The sequence below is a fragment of the Sphingomonas caseinilytica genome (assembly GCF_023516455.1).
GTDB lineage: Bacteria > Pseudomonadota > Alphaproteobacteria > Sphingomonadales > Sphingomonadaceae > Sphingomicrobium > Sphingomicrobium caseinilyticum.
Genome location: NZ_JAMGBA010000004.1, coordinates 103,578 through 121,757, shown reverse-complemented (window position 1 = coordinate 121,757; position 18,180 = coordinate 103,578). Strand labels below are relative to the sequence as shown.

The window sequence follows — 18,180 nt, the reverse complement described above, 5'->3', positions numbered from 1 at the left end:
TAGCGTCCGCTCGTCCTGAGCGTAGTCGAAGGGCGCGGGCACCAGGGTCGTGCCAGGCGCCCTTCGACTACGCGCTTCGCGCTTCGCTCAGGACGATCGGATTATTGTTCGCTTGCGCCGCCATTGCCGGCTGCCGGGCGGAACCCCAGCCCAATGAGTTTCCAAAGACCGGCCGCGCCGTAGCGCCCATCGTCAACGACAGCTTCTCGACGGAGGACGTCCGCGACCGGACAGGGGAGGCCGAAGAAGTCATGCGGCTTGCCGAGATCGCGCCTGGCATGTCTGTTGCGGATGTCGGGGCGGGTGAAGGCTATTATACCGTCCGCCTGTCACCCATTGTTGGGCGCCGCGGCAGGGTGCTGGCCCAGGACATTGTCCGAGCGACGCGTGACCGGCTCGCGCAGCGGGTCCAGCGCGAGCGGCTGGACAATGTGGCGGTCAGCCTTGGCGTGCCGGCCAACCCGATGCTGCCGGCGCATTCCTTCGACCGCATCTTCCTCGTTCACATGTACCATGAGGTGACCCAGCCTTATGAATTCCTCTGGAATCTTCGGGAAAGCCTGAAGCCCGACGGGCTGGTCATCGTGGTCGACTCCAATCGGCCCGTGAAGCGCCACGGGATGCCGCCGCGCCAACTGATGTGTGAGTTCGCGGCGCTTGGCCTTGCGCCCACAAAGGCGGTTCGCCTGGCCGGAAGCGATGCATATTTCACTGCGTTCCGCCTGGCCTCTCCGCGGCCTCGGCCGGGCGACATCAAGCCTTGCCCTGACGAAAAGCACTCGGATTCCCAGCAGCAGCTCGAACCAGCCGCGCAGGGCTCTTAGAGCAGGCCCATCCGCCGCATGCTGGTGCAATCGTTGCCGGCAAAGATCAGATGATCGAGGATCGTAAGATCGATTGCCTCGCTAACGCGGATCAGTTTTCGCGTCGCCGCACAGTCTGCCTTGCTCGGGGTTGCGTCCCCGCCCGGATGATTATGCGCCAGGACGACGCCGGCACTTCCCAGCTTTGCCGCATCGACAATGATGTTGCGCACTGGAAGCTCGATGGATTCCAGTTGGCCGTCATAACATTCGACGTGGAGGCAACGGGCGGAGGAGTCGACATGGGCGACCCAAAGCCGCTCCTGGGCATCCCTTCCGGCGTCGAAGCAAGAGGCGAAGAAGCTCTTCGCCGCTTCCTGGCCGTTGAGGATCGCAGGAGGCTCAATACGCTGGTGCCGCATGTGCCCTACCTATGATTGGAATGGTGGCCGACCTAGGTAAACCCGAACCGATCCGGATCGAGTTTGTTCCCTCAACACACGCTGGACGTAACCGGTGGGCGAGCTAGGGTAGGGGCATGCAGCAGTATCTCGATCTCATGCAGCGGATCCTCGACGAAGGCGTCGAGCAGATGGACCGCACCGGAACCGGCACCCTCTCGCTGTTCGGTGCGCAGATGCGCTTCGACCTTGCAAAAGGGTTCCCGCTGCTGACGACGAAAAAGCTCCATTTGCGATCAATCATCGTCGAATTGCTGTGGTTCCTGCGCGGCGACACCAACGTGCGCTGGCTGCAGGAACGCAAGGTCAGCATCTGGAACGAGTGGGCGGATGAACAGGGCGACCTGGGCCCGGTCTACGGCAAGCAATGGCGCGATTGGGAGGCTGCCGACGGGCGCCACATCGATCAGATCAAGGACCTCGTCGGCCTCATTCGCAAGGATCCGGGCTCGCGGCGGCAGATCGTCACGGCGTGGAATCCCGGCGAGATTTCGCGAATGGCGCTGGCGCCTTGCCATTGCCTGTTCCAGACCCAGGTAGCGGCCGGGCGGTTGAACCTGCAGCTTTACCAGCGCAGCGCCGATTTCTTCCTTGGGGTGCCGTTCAACATCGCTTCCTACGCGGTTCTGACCCACATGCTGGCGCGGGAATGCGGGCTGGAGCCGGGAACCTTCGTCTGGACGGGCGGGGACGTCCATCTCTACTCGAACCATCTCGAACAGGCCCGGCTGCAGCTTTCGCGCGACCCGCGCCCGCTCCCCCAACTGGTCATGAAGTACCGCGGGCAGGACCTTTTCAATTACGAAGCGGAAGATTTCGCGTTCGAGGCTTACGACCCGCACCCGCATATTTCGGCGCCCGTCGCCGTCTAGGACCGTTCCGGCCCCGTTTTGGCACCTTTGGCCCGTCATGTGCGTTCGTTCAGCACATAGACAGGAGATTAGCTCATGTTTCGGAAGATAATGACCATGGTGCTGATTGGCGGCAGCATTGCGATTGCCGCCTGCAATACGGTTCGCGGTGCGGGTGACGATGTGAAGTCGGCTGCGAACGCTGTCGACAACGCCACCTGATCTAGGCCATGGTCGTTACGCTAAACTAAGGAGTTTCGACCATGGTTCGTAAGGTGACGTCTTTGTTGGTGATCGCAGGCGCGCTGGCCATTGCAGCCTGCAACACGGTGCGCGGCGCCGGCGAGGACCTGGGTTCAGCCGCGAACTGCACGGAGAATGCGATCAACGGCGGCCGCTGCTAAGCAAACGCCCCACAAAGCAAAAAAATAGCCCCGCCGGAGATGATCCGGCGGGGCTTTTTTGTTGCCCACTCTCCCCTCCCTAAGTGGGAGGGGACTTGGCTTTTAGTCGTTCAGATACTCTCCGGCATCCGCATCCGTACCGCTGCCCGAAGGAGCGACGTCGGCGAGCGGATCGGCATTCATCGCCGCTTCCGGACCCTGGGCCAGCTCGGCGGCATGCTCCTGGGCGGCCGTCGCCGGAGCGATCAGCGCTTCCTGAAGCTTGCGCTGCTGGGCGCGGAGCGCTGCATCGCGGCTGGTGGCTGCGATGCGCATCCGGTTCATGCCAGCGCCGGTACCCGCCGGGATGAGGCGGCCGACGATGACATTTTCCTTGAGGCCGTTCAGCGTATCGACCTTGCCCTGGACCGATGCCTCGGTCAGCACGCGGGTCGTTTCCTGGAACGAGGCGGCCGAAATGAAGCTGCGGGTCTGCAGGCTCGCCTTGGTGATGCCCAGCAACACCGGCTTGCCCTCGGCAGGCTTCTGCTTCTTCTCGAGCCTGGAGTTGATCTCGTCCATTTCCTCACGGTCGACCTGTTCGCCGGCCAAGAGGGTGGTGTCGCCTCCATCGGTGATCTCGACCTTCTGCAGCATCTGGCGAACGATCACCTCGATGTGCTTGTCGTTGATCTTCACGCCCTGCAACCGGTAGACTTCCTGGATCTCGCTGACGAGATATTCGGCCAGCGCAACCACGCCGAGCACTTCCAGAATGTCGTGCGGATCGGGCGAACCGGCCACGAGGTTGTCGCCGCGCTTGACGTAATCGCCTTCCTGCACGTCGATGACCTTCGACTTCGGCACCAGATACTCGACTGCTTCCGAACCATCGTCCGGAACGATCGCGATCTTGCGCTTCGCCTTATAGTCCTTCTTGAAGCTGACCTTGCCCGAGACCTTTGCGATGATCGCATTTTCCTTGGGCTTGCGGGCTTCGAACAGCTCCGCGACGCGCGGCAGACCGCCGGTGATGTCGCGGGTACGCGCCGCTTCGCGAGGCATACGCGCCAGCACTTCGCCGGCTTCGACCATCTGGCCGTCCTCGACCGCGATGACCGCGCCCGGAGCAAGGCGATAAACGCCCGCTTCTTCCGCGCCCTTACCCATCAGGGTCAGGCGGGGACGAAGGTCCTCCTTCTTCGACTTCGCGACGTCGTCGGTAACCGCACGCTGCGAGATGCCGGTCGACTCGTCGGTCTGCTCGACCAGGGTGCGGTTCTCGATAAGGTCCTGGAACTTGATCGAACCCGCACGCTCGGTGATGACCGGCGCGAACGACGGATCCCACTCGGCGATGCGATCGCCACGGCTCACGATGTGGCCGTTGTCGACCAGCAGGTGGGCGCCATACGGGATGCGGTGCGTCGAAAGCTCGCGGCCATCCATGTCGAGGATCGCGATCTCGCCCGAACGCGACAGCGACAGGTGCCGGCCGCGCGGGTCGGTGATCGTCGGCATGTCGCGAAGCTCGATCGTGCCGTCGACCGGCGCTTCGAGGTTCGACTGCTCGTTGAGCTGCGCCGCGCCGCCGATGTGGAAGGTCCGCATCGTCAGCTGGGTGCCCGGCTCACCGATCGACTGGGCAGCGATAACGCCGACCGCTTCGCCGATGTTCACCGGCGTACCGCGGGCGAGGTCACGGCCGTAGCACTTGCCGCACACGCCCTGCTTCGAGGCGCAGACCAGCGGTGAGCGGATCTTGATGCCCTGGAGGCCCATTTCCTCGAGCTGGGCAACCATCGCTTCGTCGAGCAGCGTGCCCTCGGCGATGACCACCTCGTTCGTCTTCGGATCGGCGATATCCTCGGCCGTGGTGCGGCCCAGGACACGGTCGGCGAGCGAGGCGATGGTCGCGCCGCCCTGGACGATGGCGCGCATTTCCAGCGCGCGATCGGTGCCGCAATCCTCTTCGACGATGACGGCGTCCTGCGACACGTCGACCAGGCGGCGGGTCAGGTAACCCGAGTTCGCCGTCTTGAGCGCCGTGTCCGCGAGGCCCTTGCGGGCGCCGTGGGTCGAGTTGAAGTATTCAAGGACGGTCAGGCCTTCCTTGAAGTTCGAGATGATCGGCGTTTCGATGATCTCGCCCGACGGCTTGGCCATCAGGCCGCGCATGCCGGCCAGCTGCTTGATCTGGGCCTGCGAACCACGGGCGCCCGAGTGAGCCATCATGTAGATGGAGTTGATCGGAAGCTCGCGGCCATCTTCGCCCTGCTTCACGGACGAGATTTCCTTCATCATCTCGCTCGCAACGCGGTCGCCGCAACGCGACCAGGCGTCGATCACCTTGTTGTACTTTTCCTGCTGTGTGATCAGGCCGTCCTGATACTGCTGCTCATAGTCCTTCACGAGCGCACGCGTCTCGTCGACGAGGCCAACCTTCGTGTCCGGAATGACCATGTCGTCCTTGCCGAACGAGATGCCGGCGCGGAACGCGTGGCGGAAACCGAGGCCCATGATGGCGTCGGCGAACAGCACCGTCTCCTTCTGGCCGGTGTGGCGATAGACGGTGTCGATGACGTCGCCGATCTCCTTCTTGGTGAGAAGGCGGTTGACGGTCTCGAACGGCACCTTGTGGCTCTTCGGCAGGGTCTCGCCGAGAAGCATGCGGCCCGGGGTCGTCTCGAACCGCTTCATGTAGCCGTTGCCCTGCTCGTCCGTCTGCGGGACGCGGCTGACGATCTTCGAGTGAAGCGTCACGGCACCGGCCGAAAGGGCCTGGTGAACCTCGGCCATGTCGGCCAGCAGCATGCCTTCGCCCGGCTCGGATTCCTTCTGCATCGACAGATAGTAGAGGCCGAGGACCATGTCCTGCGACGGAACGATGATCGGCTTGCCGTTGGCGGGCGACAGGATGTTGTTGGTCGACATCATCAGGACGCGCGCTTCCAGCTGGGCCTCGAGGCTCAGCGGGACGTGCACGGCCATCTGGTCGCCGTCGAAGTCGGCGTTGAACGCGGCGCAGACCAGCGGGTGAAGCTGGATCGCCTTGCCCTCGATCAGGACCGGCTCGAACGCCTGGATGCCAAGACGGTGAAGAGTCGGAGCGCGGTTCAGGAGGACCGGATGCTCGCGGATCACCTCGTCAAGGATGTCCCAGACTTCCTTGCGTTCCTTTTCGACCCACTTCTTCGCCTGCTTCAGGGTCATCGAAAGACCCTTGGCGTCGAGGCGCGAGTAGATGAACGGCTTGAACAGCTCGAGCGCCATCTTCTTCGGAAGACCGCACTGGTGCAGCTTCAGTTCCGGACCGGTGACGATGACCGAACGGCCCGAATAGTCGACGCGCTTGCCGAGCAGGTTCTGCCGGAAGCGGCCCTGCTTGCCCTTGAGCATGTCGGAAAGCGACTTCAGCGGACGCTTGTTGGCGCCAGTGATCGTGCGGCCGCGGCGGCCGTTGTCGAATAGTGCGTCGACCGCTTCCTGAAGCATGCGCTTTTCGTTGCGGACGATGATGTCCGGAGCGCGCAGCTCCATCAGGCGCTTCAGTCGGTTGTTACGGTTGATGACGCGGCGATAGAGGTCGTTCAAATCCGACGTCGCGAAGCGGCCGCCGTCCAGCGGAACCAGCGGGCGAAGTTCGGGCGGGATGACCGGAATGACTTCCAGGATCATCCACTCCGGACGATTGCCGGAATCGATGAAGCTCTCGACGACCTTCAGGCGCTTGATGATCTTCTTGGGCTTCAGCTCCGACTTGGTCTCGCTGAGTTCCTTCAGAAGGTCCTCGCGCTCGCCGACCAGGTCGAGGTCCATCAGCATGTGCTTGACGGCCTCGGCGCCGATGCCGGCCGAGAAGGCGTCCTCGCCATATTCGTCCTGCGCGGCCAGCAGCTCGTCTTCCGACAAGAGCTGATACTTCTCGAGCGCGGTCAGGCCCGGCTCGATGACGACATAGGATTCGAAGTAGAGGATGCGCTCAAGCTGCTTCAGCTGCATGTCGAGCAGCAGGCCGATGCGGCTCGGCAGCGACTTCAGGAACCAGATGTGGGCGACCGGCGCGGCCAGCTCGATATGGCCCATGCGCTCGCGGCGGACCTTCGAAACGGTCACTTCCACGCCGCACTTTTCGCAGACGATGCCCTTGTACTTCATGCGCTTGTACTTGCCGCACAGGCACTCGTAATCCTTGATCGGACCGAAGATGCGCGCGCAGAACAGGCCGTCACGTTCCGGCTTGAACGTGCGGTAGTTGATCGTCTCGGGCTTCTTGATCTCGCCAAACGACCAGGAACGGATCTTGTCGGGCGACGCGATGCCGATTTTGATCTGGTCGAAGATTTCCGGCTTTGCCACCGGGTTCGCGAAGTTGGTCAGCTCGTTCATAATATCTTTTTCTCCAATCCCCTCCCGCTTGGGGAGGGGCTAGGGGAGGGAATGTCGGTTACTCGGCGGCGATGGCCTGGGGCTCGTCGTCCTCATTCTCGATCGAGTTGAGTTCGACGTTGAGGCCCAGCGACCGCATTTCCTTGACCAGCACGTTGAAGCTTTCCGGAATGCCGGCTTCGAACGTGTCGTCGCCCTTGACGATCGCTTCATAGACCTTGGTACGGCCGATGACGTCGTCCGACTTCACGGTCAGCATTTCCTGCAGCGTGTAGGCGGCGCCATAGGCCTGAAGGGCCCACACCTCCATTTCGCCGAAGCGCTGTCCGCCGAACTGCGCCTTGCCGCCCAGCGGCTGCTGGGTGACCAGGCTGTACGGTCCGATCGAGCGGGCGTGGATCTTGTCGTCCACCAGGTGGTGCAGCTTCAGCATGTAGATGTAGCCCACCGTCACCTTGCGGTCGAAGGCGTCGCCGGTGCGGCCGTCGAACAAGGTAACCTGTCCCGACATGTCGAGCCCGGCCTTGTCCAGCATTGCCGAGACGTCGGCCTCGCGGGCGCCGTCGAACACCGGGGTGCCCATCGGAATACCGCCGACAAGGTTCTGTGCCAGCTCCATCACCTGCTCGTCGCTGCGAGCATCGATGTCCTTGGCATAGTTGTCGCCGTAGATATCCTTGAGCTTGGCCTTGATGTCCTTGACGTCCTTGCCGGCAATCTCCTGACCGCGTCCATGAATGCCCTCGAGCATTTCCTGGATCTGCTTGCCAAGGCCGCGGGCGGCCCAGCCAAGGTGGGTCTCGAAGATCTGCCCGACGTTCATGCGCGAAGGCACGCCCAGCGGGTTAAGGACGATGTCGACCGGGGTCCCGTCTTCCAGGAAGGGCATGTCTTCCTGCGGCAGGATCCGGCTGATGACGCCCTTGTTGCCGTGACGGCCGGCCATCTTGTCGCCCGGCTGAAGCTTGCGCTTCACCGCGACGAACACCTTGACCATCTTGAGGACGCCCGGCGCCAGCTCGTCGCCAGCCTCGACCTTCTGGACGCGGTCTTCGAACTTGCGGTTGATGACGCCGATGGCCTCATCATACTGCGCCTTCAGCGCTTCCAGGTCGGCCTGGCGCTTGTCGTCCTTGACGGCGATCTTCCACCATTCGTGCTTGTCGGTCGCTTCAAGGGCGGCCTCGTCGATGGTCGCACCCTTCTTGATCGACTTCGGAGCCGCGGTCGCAACCTGCTTCAGAAGCATTTCCGACAGGCGGGCGAAGGTCGCACGGTTGAGGATGCCCTTTTCGTCGTCGGCGTCCTTCTTCAGCCGCTCTTTCTCCTCGCTCTGGATGGCGCGGGTACGGTCATCGATGTCGATGCCGTGGCGGTTGAATACGCGAACTTCAACGACCGTGCCGGCCACGCCCGGGGGCAGGCGCAGCGAGGTGTCGCGAACGTCCGAAGCCTTTTCGCCGAAGATGGCGCGAAGCAGCTTTTCTTCCGGCGTCATCGGGCTTTCGCCCTTCGGCGTAATCTTGCCGCACAGGATGTCGCCCGGCTCGACCTCTGCACCGATGTAGACGATGCCGGCCTCGTCGAGGTTGCGGAGCGCTTCCTCGCCGACGTTCGGAATGTCGCGGGTGATGTCTTCCGGCCCAAGCTTCGTGTCGCGGGCCATGACTTCGAATTCCTCGATGTGGATCGAGGTGAAGACGTCGTCCTTCACGATGCGTTCGGAAATGAGGATCGAGTCCTCATAGTTGTAGCCGTTCCAAGGCATGAACGCGACGAGCACGTTCCGGCCGAGAGCCAGCTCGCCGAACTGGGTCGACGGACCGTCGGCGATGATCTCGCCGGCGTTGACCGTGTCACCGACCTTCACCAGCGGGCGCTGGTTGATGCAGGTGTTCTGGTTCGAACGCTGGAACTTCATCAGCGTGTAGATGTCGACGCCCGATTCACCGGCGCGCAGGTCGCTGGTGACGCGCACGACGATACGGGTCGCATCGACCTGGTCGACGATGCCCGTACGGCGGGCGGCGATCGCGGCGCCGGAATCGCGGGCAACCGTCTCTTCCATGCCGGTGCCGACCAGCGGCGCATCGGCCTGGAGCAGCGGAACCGCCTGGCGTTGCATGTTCGAACCCATGAGGGCGCGGTTGGCGTCGTCGTTCTCAAGGAACGGGATCAGCGAGGCCGCGACCGAGACGAGCTGCTTCGGGCTGACGTCCATCAGGGTGATGGTGTCGCGCGGCGCCATCAGGAAGTCGCCGTTGCGACGCGAGGAAACGATTTCCTCGAGGAACGCACCCTTGGGGTCCAGCTCCGCGTTCGCCTGGGCGATCGTGTGCTTCGCTTCTTCCATCGCCGACAGGTAGACGACCTCGTTGGTCACCTTCTGGTCGACGACCTTGCGGTACGGCGTTTCGATGAAGCCGTACTTGTTGACGCGGCTGAACGACGCGAGCGAGTTGATCAGACCGATGTTCGGGCCTTCCGGCGTTTCGATCGGACAGATACGGCCATAGTGCGTGGGGTGAACGTCGCGGACTTCGAAGCCTGCGCGCTCACGGGTGAGACCGCCCGGCCCAAGTGCCGAAACACGGCGCTTGTGGGTGACTTCCGACAGCGGGTTGGTCTGGTCCATGAACTGCGACAGCTGCGACGAACCGAAGAATTCGCGGACCGCGGCAACCGCCGGCTTGGCGTTGATCAGGTCGTTCGGCATGACCGTCGACACGTCGACGCTGCTCATGCGCTCCTTCACGGCGCGCTCCATGCGGAGCAGGCCGACGCGATACTGGTTCTCCAGAAGCTCGCCGACCGAGCGAACGCGGCGGTTGGCAAGGTTGTCGATGTCGTCGATCTCGCCCTTGCCGTCCTTCAGGTTCACCAGTTCCTGGACGACCGCGATGATGTCCTCGCGGCGCAGGGTGGTGACCGTGTCGTCGGCATCGAGGCCGAGGCGCATATTGAGCTTGACGCGGCCGACGGCCGACAGGTCATAGCGCTCCGGATCGAAGAACAGGCCGTAGAACAGCGCATCCGCGGTTTCGCGGGTCGGCGGCTCGCCGGGGCGCATGACGCGGTAGATGTCGGCCAGCGCGCTATCGCCGTCTTCCGACTTGTCCGCCTTCAGCGTGTTGCGGATCCAGGGGCCGGTGTTGACATAGTCGATGTCGAGCAGCTCGAGCCGGTCGACGCCGGCCTTGTCCAGCTTTTCGAGATTTTCGGGCGCTACCTCTTCGCCGGCCTCGATGTAGATCTCGCCGGTCTTCTCGTTGATGAGGTCATAGGCCGAGAAGCGGCCGAAGATTTCCTCGGTCGGGATGATGACGTTCTTGAGGCCGTCCTTGGCCGCGGTGTTTGCCTTGCGCGGGGTGATCTTCTCGTGCGCCTTGAAGATGACCTCGCCGCTGTCGGCATCGACCACGTCGTGGGTCGGCTTCTGGCCGCGCCAGCTCTCGGCCGCGTAGGGGATCTGCCAGCCGTTCTTGCCGCGGACATAAATCACGCGGTTGTAGAAGGTGTTGAGGATGTCCTCGCTCGTCAGGCCCAGCGCGTGGAGCAGCGCGGTGACCGGCAGCTTGCGCTTGCGGTCGATACGGACGTTGACGATGTCCTTGGCGTCGAATTCGAAGTCCAGCCAGCTGCCACGGTACGGAATGACGCGGGCGGCGAAGAGATACTTGCCCGACGCGTGCGTCTTGCCGCGGTCATGGTCGAACAGGACGCCCGGCGACCGGTGCATCTGGCTGACGATCACGCGCTCGGTGCCGTTGATGATGAAGGTGCCGTTGCCCGTCATGAGCGGCATGTCGCCCATGTAGACGTCCTGCTCCTTGATATCGATGACCGACTTCGCCTCGGTGTCGGGGTCGATTTCAAAGGTGGTGAGGCGCAGCGTAACGCGCATCGGCGCGGCATAGGTCAGCCCGCGCTGGCGGCACTCGTCGGTGTCGAACTTCGGCTCTTCGAGCACATAATGATCGAAATCGAGGTGCGCGGTGCCGGCGAAGTCCTGGATCGGGAATACCGACCGAAGGGTCTTTTCAAGGCCGGACACATATCCGACCGCCGGATCGGAACGAAGGAATTGCTCGTAGGATTCCCGCTGAACCTCGATGAGGTTCGGCATCTCGCTGATTTCGTGGATGTTTCCGAAAATCTTGCGGATACGGCGCGAGTTGAGGTTGCGGGCCATGGTGGGCACGTCTTTCGCTTTGGTCGCCATCTTATTCCCTGCGCTCAGGGCACGCGTCGAGGCACGCGGGCCCATTTGAAGTCCGGCGCGGCACCTGTGAATTCCTCACCATACGTGCGGACCGCTGCGCGGATCGGTCCGTGTCCCGGTGAGGACAGGTAAAGCTCCGGGCGCACGAATATGTGCGGCGGAGCCGGTATTTGTTGGATTGAGCCGATATACGCCTTCCCGGCGCTATTGCAAGGGGTGGCCAGGACAGAAAAATGCCGGCGAGGTAGGGGAAGACCTCGCCGGCTGGGAGTGACCTTTTGCGTTGGCCTGCCTAGGCGCCGATCATTACCGTCGCGCCAAGGTCCGTGACTCCATAGAGCCGCTTGGCGAACTCGGCCGGCAGGCGGATGCAGCCATGGCTGGCGGGACGGCCGGGCAGGTGCCCGGCGTGGAGCGCCACGCCATATTCGTCGATACGCTGCATGAACGGCATTGGCGCGTTGTCATATTTGATGCTGCGGTGCATCGGCTTCTTGGCGAGCACCGAGAAGATGCCCTTAGGTGTAGGGTTCGTCTCCTTTCCGGTCGACACGGTCGAAACCGCTACCAGCTGGTCGCCACGGTAGAGATAGGCAAGCTGGTCGGTGAGGCTGACTACCACCATCGGTTCTCCGGTGAAGCTGCCCTTGCGCCAGACATATTGCCCGGGCTTCAGCTCCTTGGGTCCGAACACTTCGTCCATATGCAGGCGCGCCATCATGGCAGCGTCCGCGGCTTCAGCCTTGGCCTCGGGGGTCTCCATCGAGGCCAATGCCGGGGCGGCCGGCGCTAGGGCAAACGCCCCCGCGGCCACCAGCGCAAGCGCTAGCTTCATCATTTTACATCTCACTAACTAATCTAGGTTTGTTGCGATAATGCTCTAGGCCGCCTCGCGGTTCCTCGACTTGGCGCAGGACCGGCATTGAATCCGGGCTTCGGGATGACGAGCTTAGTCGGCGAGGAGCTTCGAATGACCCAGACCGAAATCACTGATTTTCACGCACATATCTACTTCGACCCGGCGGAGCTGCCGCAGGCGCAGGCCCTTGCTGCCGCGGTCCAGCAGCGGTTCGGCGTTCCCGTCGGTCATTTCCATGTCCGCCCCGTCGGCCCGCACCCGCGCGGCTCGGTCCAGATGACGGTGCCAGTCGATCGGTTCGGCGAGGTCGCTACCTGGTTGTCGGTCAATCGCGCCAACCTCACCATTTTCGCGCACGCATCGACCGGCGATCATCTCGCCGACCATAGTCGCAACGTCGTCTGGTTCGGGCCGAGCGAGCCGCTCGACCTGTCGATCTTCGATTAGGCCTTGGCCAACGAGGCGAGGAGCAGGTCCAGCCCCTGCAGCAGATCGTCCCTGACTTGCGCGCCGTCGCTAAGCCTCGGATTGTCGGGATCCGTCGCCCACGCGGCTAGTGCCAGCCCGGCACCATTCAAATAGGCACCCAGCGCCCGGGCGCGCGCCACGGCTTCTTGCGTGCCAAATCCCAAGGCCCCGAAGTATCCGATCGACCGCATTGCCGTCGCCACCGCACGATCTCCCTTCCACCGCCGCGTCGCGATCAGCACGAAGATCCGCGCATGTGCCTCCGCAAGGTTGAGATAGGCGCGCGACTCCCGGGCTAGTGCTTCGGCAGGGTCGTTTCCTTCCGCTCGCGCAATCGATCCGAGCAGCCGATCGACAATCAGGTCCTTCAGCGCCTCCATGCTGCCCACATGGTGATAAAGCGACATTGCCTCGCACCTGAGGTCCTGGCCCAACTTGCGTGCGCTAAGCTCGTCCAGCCCTTCCGCCTCGGCCCGAGCGATCGCGGCGTCGACGATGGTCTCGCGATCCAGCTTCGCCCGCTGCTTCGCTGCTTTGGCCGTTCGCGAGGATGTCGATCTGGATTTCATATTGACAAGCTTACACTGTAAGGATTATCCGTCAACCTTACATCGTAAGGGAGAAGTCAAATGTTGCGCCATATGGTGCTTGCACTGTCGTCGCTTGTGGCATTTTCGGCGCCTTTATCGGCCGTTACGACCAATCAGCAGGTCGCCGCCCATGTTTTCCTGGTGAAAATGGGGAAGGGCGATTTCAGCGGCCTGGACCGCATTTATGCGCCAGGCTTCGCGGTCCATTCCGGCGGAAAGAGCTTCACGCTCGATGAGGATAATGAGTCAGGAAAGGCGCTCCGCGCCGCGGCGCCCGATGTCAAAGTCAGTGTCGAGCGGATGGCGGGCGATGGCGACCTGGTCGCGGTTCACTGGCGGGCCGTCGGCTCCAACACCGCAGCTTCCGCCGGTATGCCGGGCAACGGCAAGCCCTTCGATGTCGAAGGCATGACCTTCTTCCGGTTCGAATCTGGCCGGATCATCGAGGAATGGAGCGTCACCGACTGGATGACCTTGATGAAGCAGCTCGGCGGCAAGTAGCGGAAATGAAAAGGGGCGGCCCCTTGCGAGGCCGCCCCTTCCGTCCGCAGGCGCTTCAAGACACCCACGAAATTGCTAGCAGAGCTGGATCCCCGCCTGCGCGGGGATAACTCTACGCAGCCCTTGCGGGCTGCTCGGTTACTTGAGCTCGACGGTGCCGCCGGCTTCCTCGATCTGCTTCTTGATCTTCTCGGCTTCGTCCTTGTTGACGCCTTCCTTGATCGACTTCGGAGCCGATTCAACGAGAGCCTTGGCTTCGCCGAGGCCCAGGCCGGTGATGGCGCGGACTTCCTTGATGACGTTGATCTTCTTGCCACCGTCGCCGGTGAGGATCACGTCGAACTCGGTCTGCTCTTCAGCAGCCGGGCCAGCAGCAGCAGCGGCCGGGCCAGCAACGGCAACAGCAGCGGCGGCCGAAACGCCCCACTTCTCTTCAAGAAGCTTGGCCAGCTCGGCAGCTTCGAGGACGGTCAGAGCCGACAGGTCGTCGACGATCTTGTTCAGGTCAGCCATTTTAATCTCCTAATGGGCCATTGGCCCCAAATGTCGTGCGTGGTTGAATGAAAAACTTAAGCTGCGGCCTTGGCGGCGAGAACGCGCGCCAGCTGGCCACCCGGCTCCTTGGCGATGCGGGCAATCTTGGTCGCGGGCGCCTGGATGAGGCCCACGATAGTGCCGCGCAGCTGATCGAGCGACGGAAGCGCGGCGAGTGCCTTGATCCCGTTCAAATCGAGCAGCGTGTCGCCCATCGCGCCACCGACGATCTCGAGACGATCGTTGGTCTTGGCGAACTCCACCGCGATCTTTGCAGCCGCGACGGGATCGATCGAGGTAGCCAAAGCGGTCGGGCCGGTCAGCATGTCGCCGATCGGTCCGTACTTCGTGCCCTCGAGCGCGATCTTGGCAAGCCGGTTCTTCGCAACTTTGAACTGGGCACCGGCATCGCGCATCTTCAAGCGCAGGTCGGTCGACTGCGCGACCGACAGGCCGAGATTGCGGGTGATCACCACCACGCTGGTCTCGTTGAAGACGTTCTTCAGCTCGGCAACCAGATCGGCTTTTTGCGAACGATCCATGCCATACTCCTAAACGTTCCCCTTGCCGGACCATCCGGCAAAGAGTTGGAGGCGCGGGTAAACCCACGTCTCCGAGATGTCCGGGGGATGGATCGAGAGGCGCTGCAGACCAGCGCACGACCGGGACGACTTGGCGACCCGTTCTAGAATTCCTTATCCCCGTCTAGGCTGGAAATTAAGGGGCGAGCCCCACCAACTGTCTCGGACGAGCGTCTTGACCCGAAGGTCGCGACCGCGCGGCCTCTACAGACGGAGCGGGGAAAGTCAAGACTTTGAAGGCGCTACCGGACGACGATCGATCCCGACATGCCAAACATCTTGTGGAAGCTGTGGGAGCATTTCAGGTGATATGTCCCCGCGGCTGCCGGCGCCGTCAGATGAATCTCCCTTACCTGACCGGGAGGCACTTCCACTTCGCCCTCGCTCACGAAGCGCCGGTCGTCCGCAACGATTGCCGAGGCCGCGAAGAACTCAGGTGCCGTGAAATCATGGCCACCATCGGCGACGTTCGCCAGGTGGAGTACATATTCGTGCCCATGATCCAGGACGATGGTCTTCGGCGTAAAGCTGAAGTTCGCGAGTTGGACGCTGATCACCGATGGCGCTTGGGTCGCCGCGGGCTGAGCCGCAAGAATGGCAATCGGGATCGCAGACAAGGCAGCAAAACGCATGGCGGCTGCTCCTTTTGACCCCACAACGCATAGCAGGAAGCGGCGTTGCTTGACAAAATCGCCGCAGTAGCGCCCCTTGCGGCCACCGCTGCCGGGGAGCGCCGATGCTGAGGCTATTGGTTTGGCACCTGATGGTTATCGCCGCCGCTCTCATCCCGAGTGCGGCGGTTCCTCAACCAGCGCCGCAGCGCATTGTGGCAATTGGCGATCTCCACGGGGACTTTGAAGCCTGGCGGGCCATCGCCGCCGCTGCCGGGATAGCCGATGCGAAGGGGCAATGGACCGGAGGCAATGCGACACTCGTCCAGGTGGGCGATGTGGTCGATCGCGGGCCGGATAGCCTCAAGATCATCCAGGACTTGATGAGGTTACAGAAGGAAGCGCCAAGGCGGGGAGGCCGCGTCGTCGCGTTGTTGGGCAATCATGAAGCGATGATGATGACCGACGACATGCGCTACGTGCACCCGGGGGAGTATGCGGCCTTCGCCGATCGCGATTCAAAGGGGCGCCGGGATCGAAATTACGAGATCAACAAGACCGCGATCGAGGCGGCGTACCGGGCGAGGACGCCCGACATGTCAGCCGCAGCGATTAAGGAAGAGTGGATGAAGATCACGCCGCTCGGGAAGATCGAATATACGCTTGCATGGAGGCCCGATGGCGAATTGGGCAGGTGGGCACTGGATAACCCGGCGGTGGTGAAGTTGGGCGACAGCCTGTTCGTTCACGGTGGGATCAGTTCCGCCTATGCGAGCCAATCCGTCGAGGACATCAACCGAAAGGTGTCTACCGCCTTGAAGACGAGAAATGCCGCGCCGACAGCGATCATCAACGATCCGCAAGGGCCGCTTTGGTATCGCGGCCTGGTGGTCCGCAACGACAGCGACGCCGCCACTGTTGCACCTGTTCCTCCTGGCTCGACCGTTGCTCCTACGATCCTCGAAGAAATCGACATGGTTCTCAGGAATTACGGAGTGAAACGCATCGTGGTTGGCCACACGCCAACGCGTGAAGGGATTATCGAGGGCGCAGGCGGAAAGCTGTGGCGTACCGATAGCGCAATTAGCCGAGCCTATGGAGGGAAGCTTACCTACCTTGAAATCATCGGCGACCGGGTAACGGCACATGAGGTGCCTCGGCCCGCGTCAAAACCATGGAGCACGCAATGAGGGATTTGCTTGCACTTTCGCTTTTGGCTGTATCGTCCGTTGCTTCCGCGCAGTCTTCGCCAACGCCGTTGTTCGCCAGTGATGCGCCACTTCGCATCACGATTCAGGGCCCGATCGGATCAATCGCGCGCAACGCCGAACGATCCGTAGAGCCCCAGCCGGCTACGCTTACATTGGTGGCGCCTGCAGAAACCCACCCTATCCAACTGTCGGCGCGAGGTTTGTCACGACGGACGGGCGGCATTTGCGATTTCCCCCCGCTGCGGGTGGAATTCACCCAGAAGCCGGCGGCCAGCTCGCTGTTCGATGGGCAGAAACGGCTGAAGCTTGTTACCCATTGCAAGTCGGCCGGCACGTTCGAGCAGCAGCTCCTGGTTGAATATGCGGCATATCCGATGCTGAACGTGCTGACCCCGCTCAGCTTCAGGGCGCGGCTCTTGTCGGTCGAATATACTGAACCCAGCGGCAAATTTTCGCAGACGAAATGGGGATTTTTCATTGAGGATTTGGACGATGTCGCCAAACGCAACGGGCTAACCGAGGCGAAGGTTGGCGCCCGCATCACCGTTCCGCAGCTGGAGCCGCGCCAGGCAGGACTTGCCGCGATGTTTGAATATATGATCGGCAATCTCGACTGGTCGTTGCGCGCCGGACCGGAAGGCGAGGTTTGCTGCCACAATGCCAAGCTGCTCACTGGGAATGGCCCCAGCCTCACCCCGGTGATCTACGATTTCGATTATTCCGGGATGGTCGATCGCCCATACGCAATCCCGCCGGAAGGTATTAAGGTTCGGAGCGTTCGGCAGCGAATGTACCGTGGACATTGCCGGCACAATCAGCAGGCGCTAGCCGCCGCGGCGGAGTTCAGGAACAAGCGCGGCGAGATCGAGGCGGTTTTCAACCAGATTCAGCCGATGTCGGAACGGACCAAGGCCAAGGCACTAGCCTACCTGGCCACCTTTTATGAAGACATCGCCACGGACGAGGCGGTCCGCACCAATCTCCTCAAGACCTGCCTTGGGGGCTAGGACTGGGGAGGTGCTGGCGGCGGCGGCGGAACGTCCGGCGCCGGGTTGACGGCTGCGGCACTTGCAGGGCCGCTGTGCGGGTTGAAGTCGCTCATGTAGCGCTTCATCCCTTCGCGCTCGCCATATTCGCTGATCCATAGCGCCACGAAGCAGTAGTTGAAGGCAAGGCTCATCACCAGCGCCAGCTCGACCGCGCCGATCCCCGATGCGAGGCCGATGCCGACTGACAGCAGGATGTAGAGGGCATCGCCGCTACTCTTCAGGCTGTTCTTGAAGCGAACCGCGCCCGCGATGCCGCCGAGCGCGAAGGCGAGCGCCAGGCTGTGCTGAACGACGACGACGATCGACGTCACCACCGACGGCAGGATCAAGATGGTGCTGATGATCGACTGATCATACTCATCGGAAGTCCGGGTCGCCATATAGACCCAGGTCACCGGGAATGAGGTGATCAGCGCGCCGAGGATCGCGACGGCCATCCATCCCAGGCTCTGGCCAAGCGTCTTGACCTCCTGCGATTGGGCTACGGCCTCAAGGGTACTGGATTTGCCGCCTCCCGAATTGATCAGCGCTTCGGCGCCGCCGATCGGCAGGTAGGACTGCATTTCCGGATTATTGTGGATGAGGAGCCATGCTCCTCCGAACAAGATCAGATAATAGATGCTGAGCTGCACCAGTAATTTCACGGCACGCATGATCGACCCCCCAA

17 protein-coding genes are annotated in these 18,180 nt (G+C 62.4%); 8 read left to right on the top strand and 9 right to left on the bottom strand.

Translation table 11 applies throughout. The features are described 5' to 3' along the window. Nucleotides 1-104 precede the first annotated feature (104 nt). Nucleotides 105-824: a class I SAM-dependent methyltransferase gene (locus tag LZ496_RS13510; RefSeq protein ID WP_249905251.1), complete on the top strand. Its 720-nt coding sequence runs from the start codon at nt 105-107 to the stop codon at nt 822-824. On the opposite strand, the gene LZ496_RS13505 is transcribed toward LZ496_RS13510, so the two are convergent. Next, nucleotides 821-1,225, bottom strand: coding sequence for a JAB domain-containing protein (locus LZ496_RS13505; protein ID WP_249905250.1), 405 nt, complete (start codon nt 1,223-1,225; stop codon nt 821-823). The two genes, LZ496_RS13510 and LZ496_RS13505, sit on opposite strands and share 4 nt — an antisense overlap. 116 nt (nt 1,226-1,341) lie before the next feature. Between LZ496_RS13505 and LZ496_RS13500 the strand changes: the two genes are divergently transcribed. The 3 genes from LZ496_RS13500 (at nt 1,342) to LZ496_RS13490 (ending at nt 2,519) form a co-directional block, all read left to right on the top strand. After that, nucleotides 1,342-2,136, top strand: a complete 795-nt coding sequence (locus LZ496_RS13500; protein ID WP_249905249.1) for a thymidylate synthase — start codon at nt 1,342-1,344, stop codon at nt 2,134-2,136. Nucleotides 2,137-2,211: 75 nt separating this feature from the next. Then, nucleotides 2,212-2,337, top strand: coding sequence for an entericidin EcnA/B family protein (locus tag LZ496_RS13495; protein ID WP_249905248.1), 126 nt, complete (start codon nt 2,212-2,214; stop codon nt 2,335-2,337). Nucleotides 2,338-2,378: 41 nt separating this feature from the next. After that, nucleotides 2,379-2,519 (top strand): entericidin EcnA/B family protein, encoded by a 141-nt coding sequence (locus LZ496_RS13490; protein ID WP_249905247.1) that lies wholly within the window; start codon nt 2,379-2,381, stop codon nt 2,517-2,519. Nucleotides 2,520-2,621: 102 nt separating this feature from the next. Here LZ496_RS13490 and rpoC read toward each other — a convergent pair whose 3' ends face one another. From rpoC to LZ496_RS13475, 3 genes are all read right to left on the bottom strand, one after another. Continuing rightward, the gene (gene rpoC / locus LZ496_RS13485) at nt 2,622-6,887 is read right to left on the bottom strand and encodes a DNA-directed RNA polymerase subunit beta' (RefSeq protein WP_249905246.1); all 4,266 of its coding nucleotides are present in this window, start codon (nt 6,885-6,887) and stop codon (nt 2,622-2,624) included. Between the two features lie 58 nt (nt 6,888-6,945). Continuing rightward, the gene (gene rpoB, locus LZ496_RS13480; RefSeq protein ID WP_249905245.1) at nt 6,946-11,109 is read right to left on the bottom strand and encodes a DNA-directed RNA polymerase subunit beta; all 4,164 of its coding nucleotides are present in this window, start codon (nt 11,107-11,109) and stop codon (nt 6,946-6,948) included. Nucleotides 11,110-11,401: 292 nt separating this feature from the next. Beyond that, complete coding sequence (locus LZ496_RS13475; RefSeq protein ID WP_249905244.1) at nt 11,402-11,947, bottom strand: L,D-transpeptidase family protein; 546 nt, start codon at nt 11,945-11,947, stop codon at nt 11,402-11,404. A gap of 132 nt (nt 11,948-12,079) precedes the next feature. Here LZ496_RS13475 and LZ496_RS13470 point away from each other — a divergent pair, with 132 nt between their 5' ends. Further along, nucleotides 12,080-12,415, top strand: a complete 336-nt coding sequence (locus LZ496_RS13470; protein ID WP_249905243.1) for a DOPA 4,5-dioxygenase family protein — start codon at nt 12,080-12,082, stop codon at nt 12,413-12,415. Here the strand turns inward: LZ496_RS13470 and LZ496_RS13465 are convergent. Next, nucleotides 12,412-13,005: a TetR family transcriptional regulator gene (locus LZ496_RS13465; RefSeq protein WP_249905242.1), complete on the bottom strand. Its 594-nt coding sequence runs from the start codon at nt 13,003-13,005 to the stop codon at nt 12,412-12,414. The genes LZ496_RS13470 and LZ496_RS13465 overlap by 4 nt on opposite strands. Nucleotides 13,006-13,065: 60 nt before the next feature. On the opposite strand from LZ496_RS13465, the gene LZ496_RS13460 reads away from it, so the two are divergent. Then, complete coding sequence (locus LZ496_RS13460; protein ID WP_249905241.1) at nt 13,066-13,527, top strand: ester cyclase; 462 nt, start codon at nt 13,066-13,068, stop codon at nt 13,525-13,527. Nucleotides 13,528-13,665: 138 nt separating this feature from the next. Here the strand turns inward: LZ496_RS13460 and rplL are convergent, their stop codons facing one another. The 3 genes from rplL to LZ496_RS13445 form a co-directional block, all read right to left on the bottom strand. After that, nucleotides 13,666-14,040, bottom strand: coding sequence for a 50S ribosomal protein L7/L12 (rplL, locus tag LZ496_RS13455; protein ID WP_249905240.1), 375 nt, complete (start codon nt 14,038-14,040; stop codon nt 13,666-13,668). Between the two features lie 56 nt (nt 14,041-14,096). Then, nucleotides 14,097-14,603 carry a 50S ribosomal protein L10 gene (gene rplJ / locus LZ496_RS13450; protein ID WP_249905239.1) on the bottom strand — a complete coding sequence of 169 codons (507 nt, stop codon included), beginning with the start codon at nt 14,601-14,603 and terminating at the stop codon, nt 14,097-14,099. Nucleotides 14,604-14,884: 281 nt separating this feature from the next. Then, entirely contained in the window at nt 14,885-15,274 is a 390-nt protein-coding gene (locus LZ496_RS13445; protein WP_249905238.1) for a cupredoxin domain-containing protein, read from the bottom strand. A gap of 104 nt (nt 15,275-15,378) precedes the next feature. On the opposite strand from LZ496_RS13445, the gene LZ496_RS13440 reads away from it, so the two are divergent. Next, on the top strand, nt 15,379-16,443 hold the full coding sequence (locus LZ496_RS13440; protein WP_249905237.1) for a metallophosphoesterase: 1,065 nt from the start codon (nt 15,379-15,381) through the stop codon (nt 16,441-16,443). Between the two features lie 266 nt (nt 16,444-16,709). Then, entirely contained in the window at nt 16,710-17,471 is a 762-nt protein-coding gene (locus LZ496_RS13435) for a hypothetical protein (RefSeq protein ID WP_249905236.1), read from the top strand. On the opposite strand, the gene LZ496_RS13430 is transcribed toward LZ496_RS13435, so the two are convergent. Beyond that, the gene (locus tag LZ496_RS13430) at nt 17,468-18,166 is read right to left on the bottom strand and encodes a hypothetical protein (RefSeq protein WP_249905235.1); all 699 of its coding nucleotides are present in this window, start codon (nt 18,164-18,166) and stop codon (nt 17,468-17,470) included. The genes LZ496_RS13435 and LZ496_RS13430 overlap by 4 nt on opposite strands. Nucleotides 18,167-18,180 lie beyond the last annotated feature (14 nt).

Excerpts from the sequence above, each read along its gene's own strand:
- LZ496_RS13505 (WP_249905250.1), bottom strand. The coding sequence starts at position 1,225 with ATGCGGCACCAGCGTATTGAGCCTCCTGCGATCCTCAACGGCCAGGAA.
- LZ496_RS13500 (WP_249905249.1), top strand. The coding sequence starts at position 1,342 with ATGCAGCAGTATCTCGATCTCATGCAGCGGATCCTCGACGAAGGCGTC.
- LZ496_RS13495 (WP_249905248.1), top strand. The coding sequence starts at position 2,212 with ATGTTTCGGAAGATAATGACCATGGTGCTGATTGGCGGCAGCATTGCG.
- LZ496_RS13490 (WP_249905247.1), top strand. The coding sequence starts at position 2,379 with ATGGTTCGTAAGGTGACGTCTTTGTTGGTGATCGCAGGCGCGCTGGCC.
- rpoC (WP_249905246.1), bottom strand. The coding sequence starts at position 6,887 with ATGAACGAGCTGACCAACTTCGCGAACCCGGTGGCAAAGCCGGAAATC.
- rpoB (WP_249905245.1), bottom strand. The coding sequence starts at position 11,109 with ATGGCGACCAAAGCGAAAGACGTGCCCACCATGGCCCGCAACCTCAAC.
- LZ496_RS13475 (WP_249905244.1), bottom strand. The coding sequence starts at position 11,947 with ATGATGAAGCTAGCGCTTGCGCTGGTGGCCGCGGGGGCGTTTGCCCTA.
- LZ496_RS13470 (WP_249905243.1), top strand. The coding sequence starts at position 12,080 with ATGACCCAGACCGAAATCACTGATTTTCACGCACATATCTACTTCGAC.
- LZ496_RS13465 (WP_249905242.1), bottom strand. The coding sequence starts at position 13,005 with ATGAAATCCAGATCGACATCCTCGCGAACGGCCAAAGCAGCGAAGCAG.
- LZ496_RS13460 (WP_249905241.1), top strand. The coding sequence starts at position 13,066 with ATGTTGCGCCATATGGTGCTTGCACTGTCGTCGCTTGTGGCATTTTCG.
- rplL (WP_249905240.1), bottom strand. The coding sequence starts at position 14,040 with ATGGCTGACCTGAACAAGATCGTCGACGACCTGTCGGCTCTGACCGTC.
- rplJ (WP_249905239.1), bottom strand. The coding sequence starts at position 14,603 with ATGGATCGTTCGCAAAAAGCCGATCTGGTTGCCGAGCTGAAGAACGTC.
- LZ496_RS13445 (WP_249905238.1), bottom strand. The coding sequence starts at position 15,274 with ATGCGTTTTGCTGCCTTGTCTGCGATCCCGATTGCCATTCTTGCGGCT.
- LZ496_RS13440 (WP_249905237.1), top strand. The coding sequence starts at position 15,379 with ATGCTGAGGCTATTGGTTTGGCACCTGATGGTTATCGCCGCCGCTCTC.
- LZ496_RS13430 (WP_249905235.1), bottom strand. The coding sequence starts at position 18,166 with ATGCGTGCCGTGAAATTACTGGTGCAGCTCAGCATCTATTATCTGATC.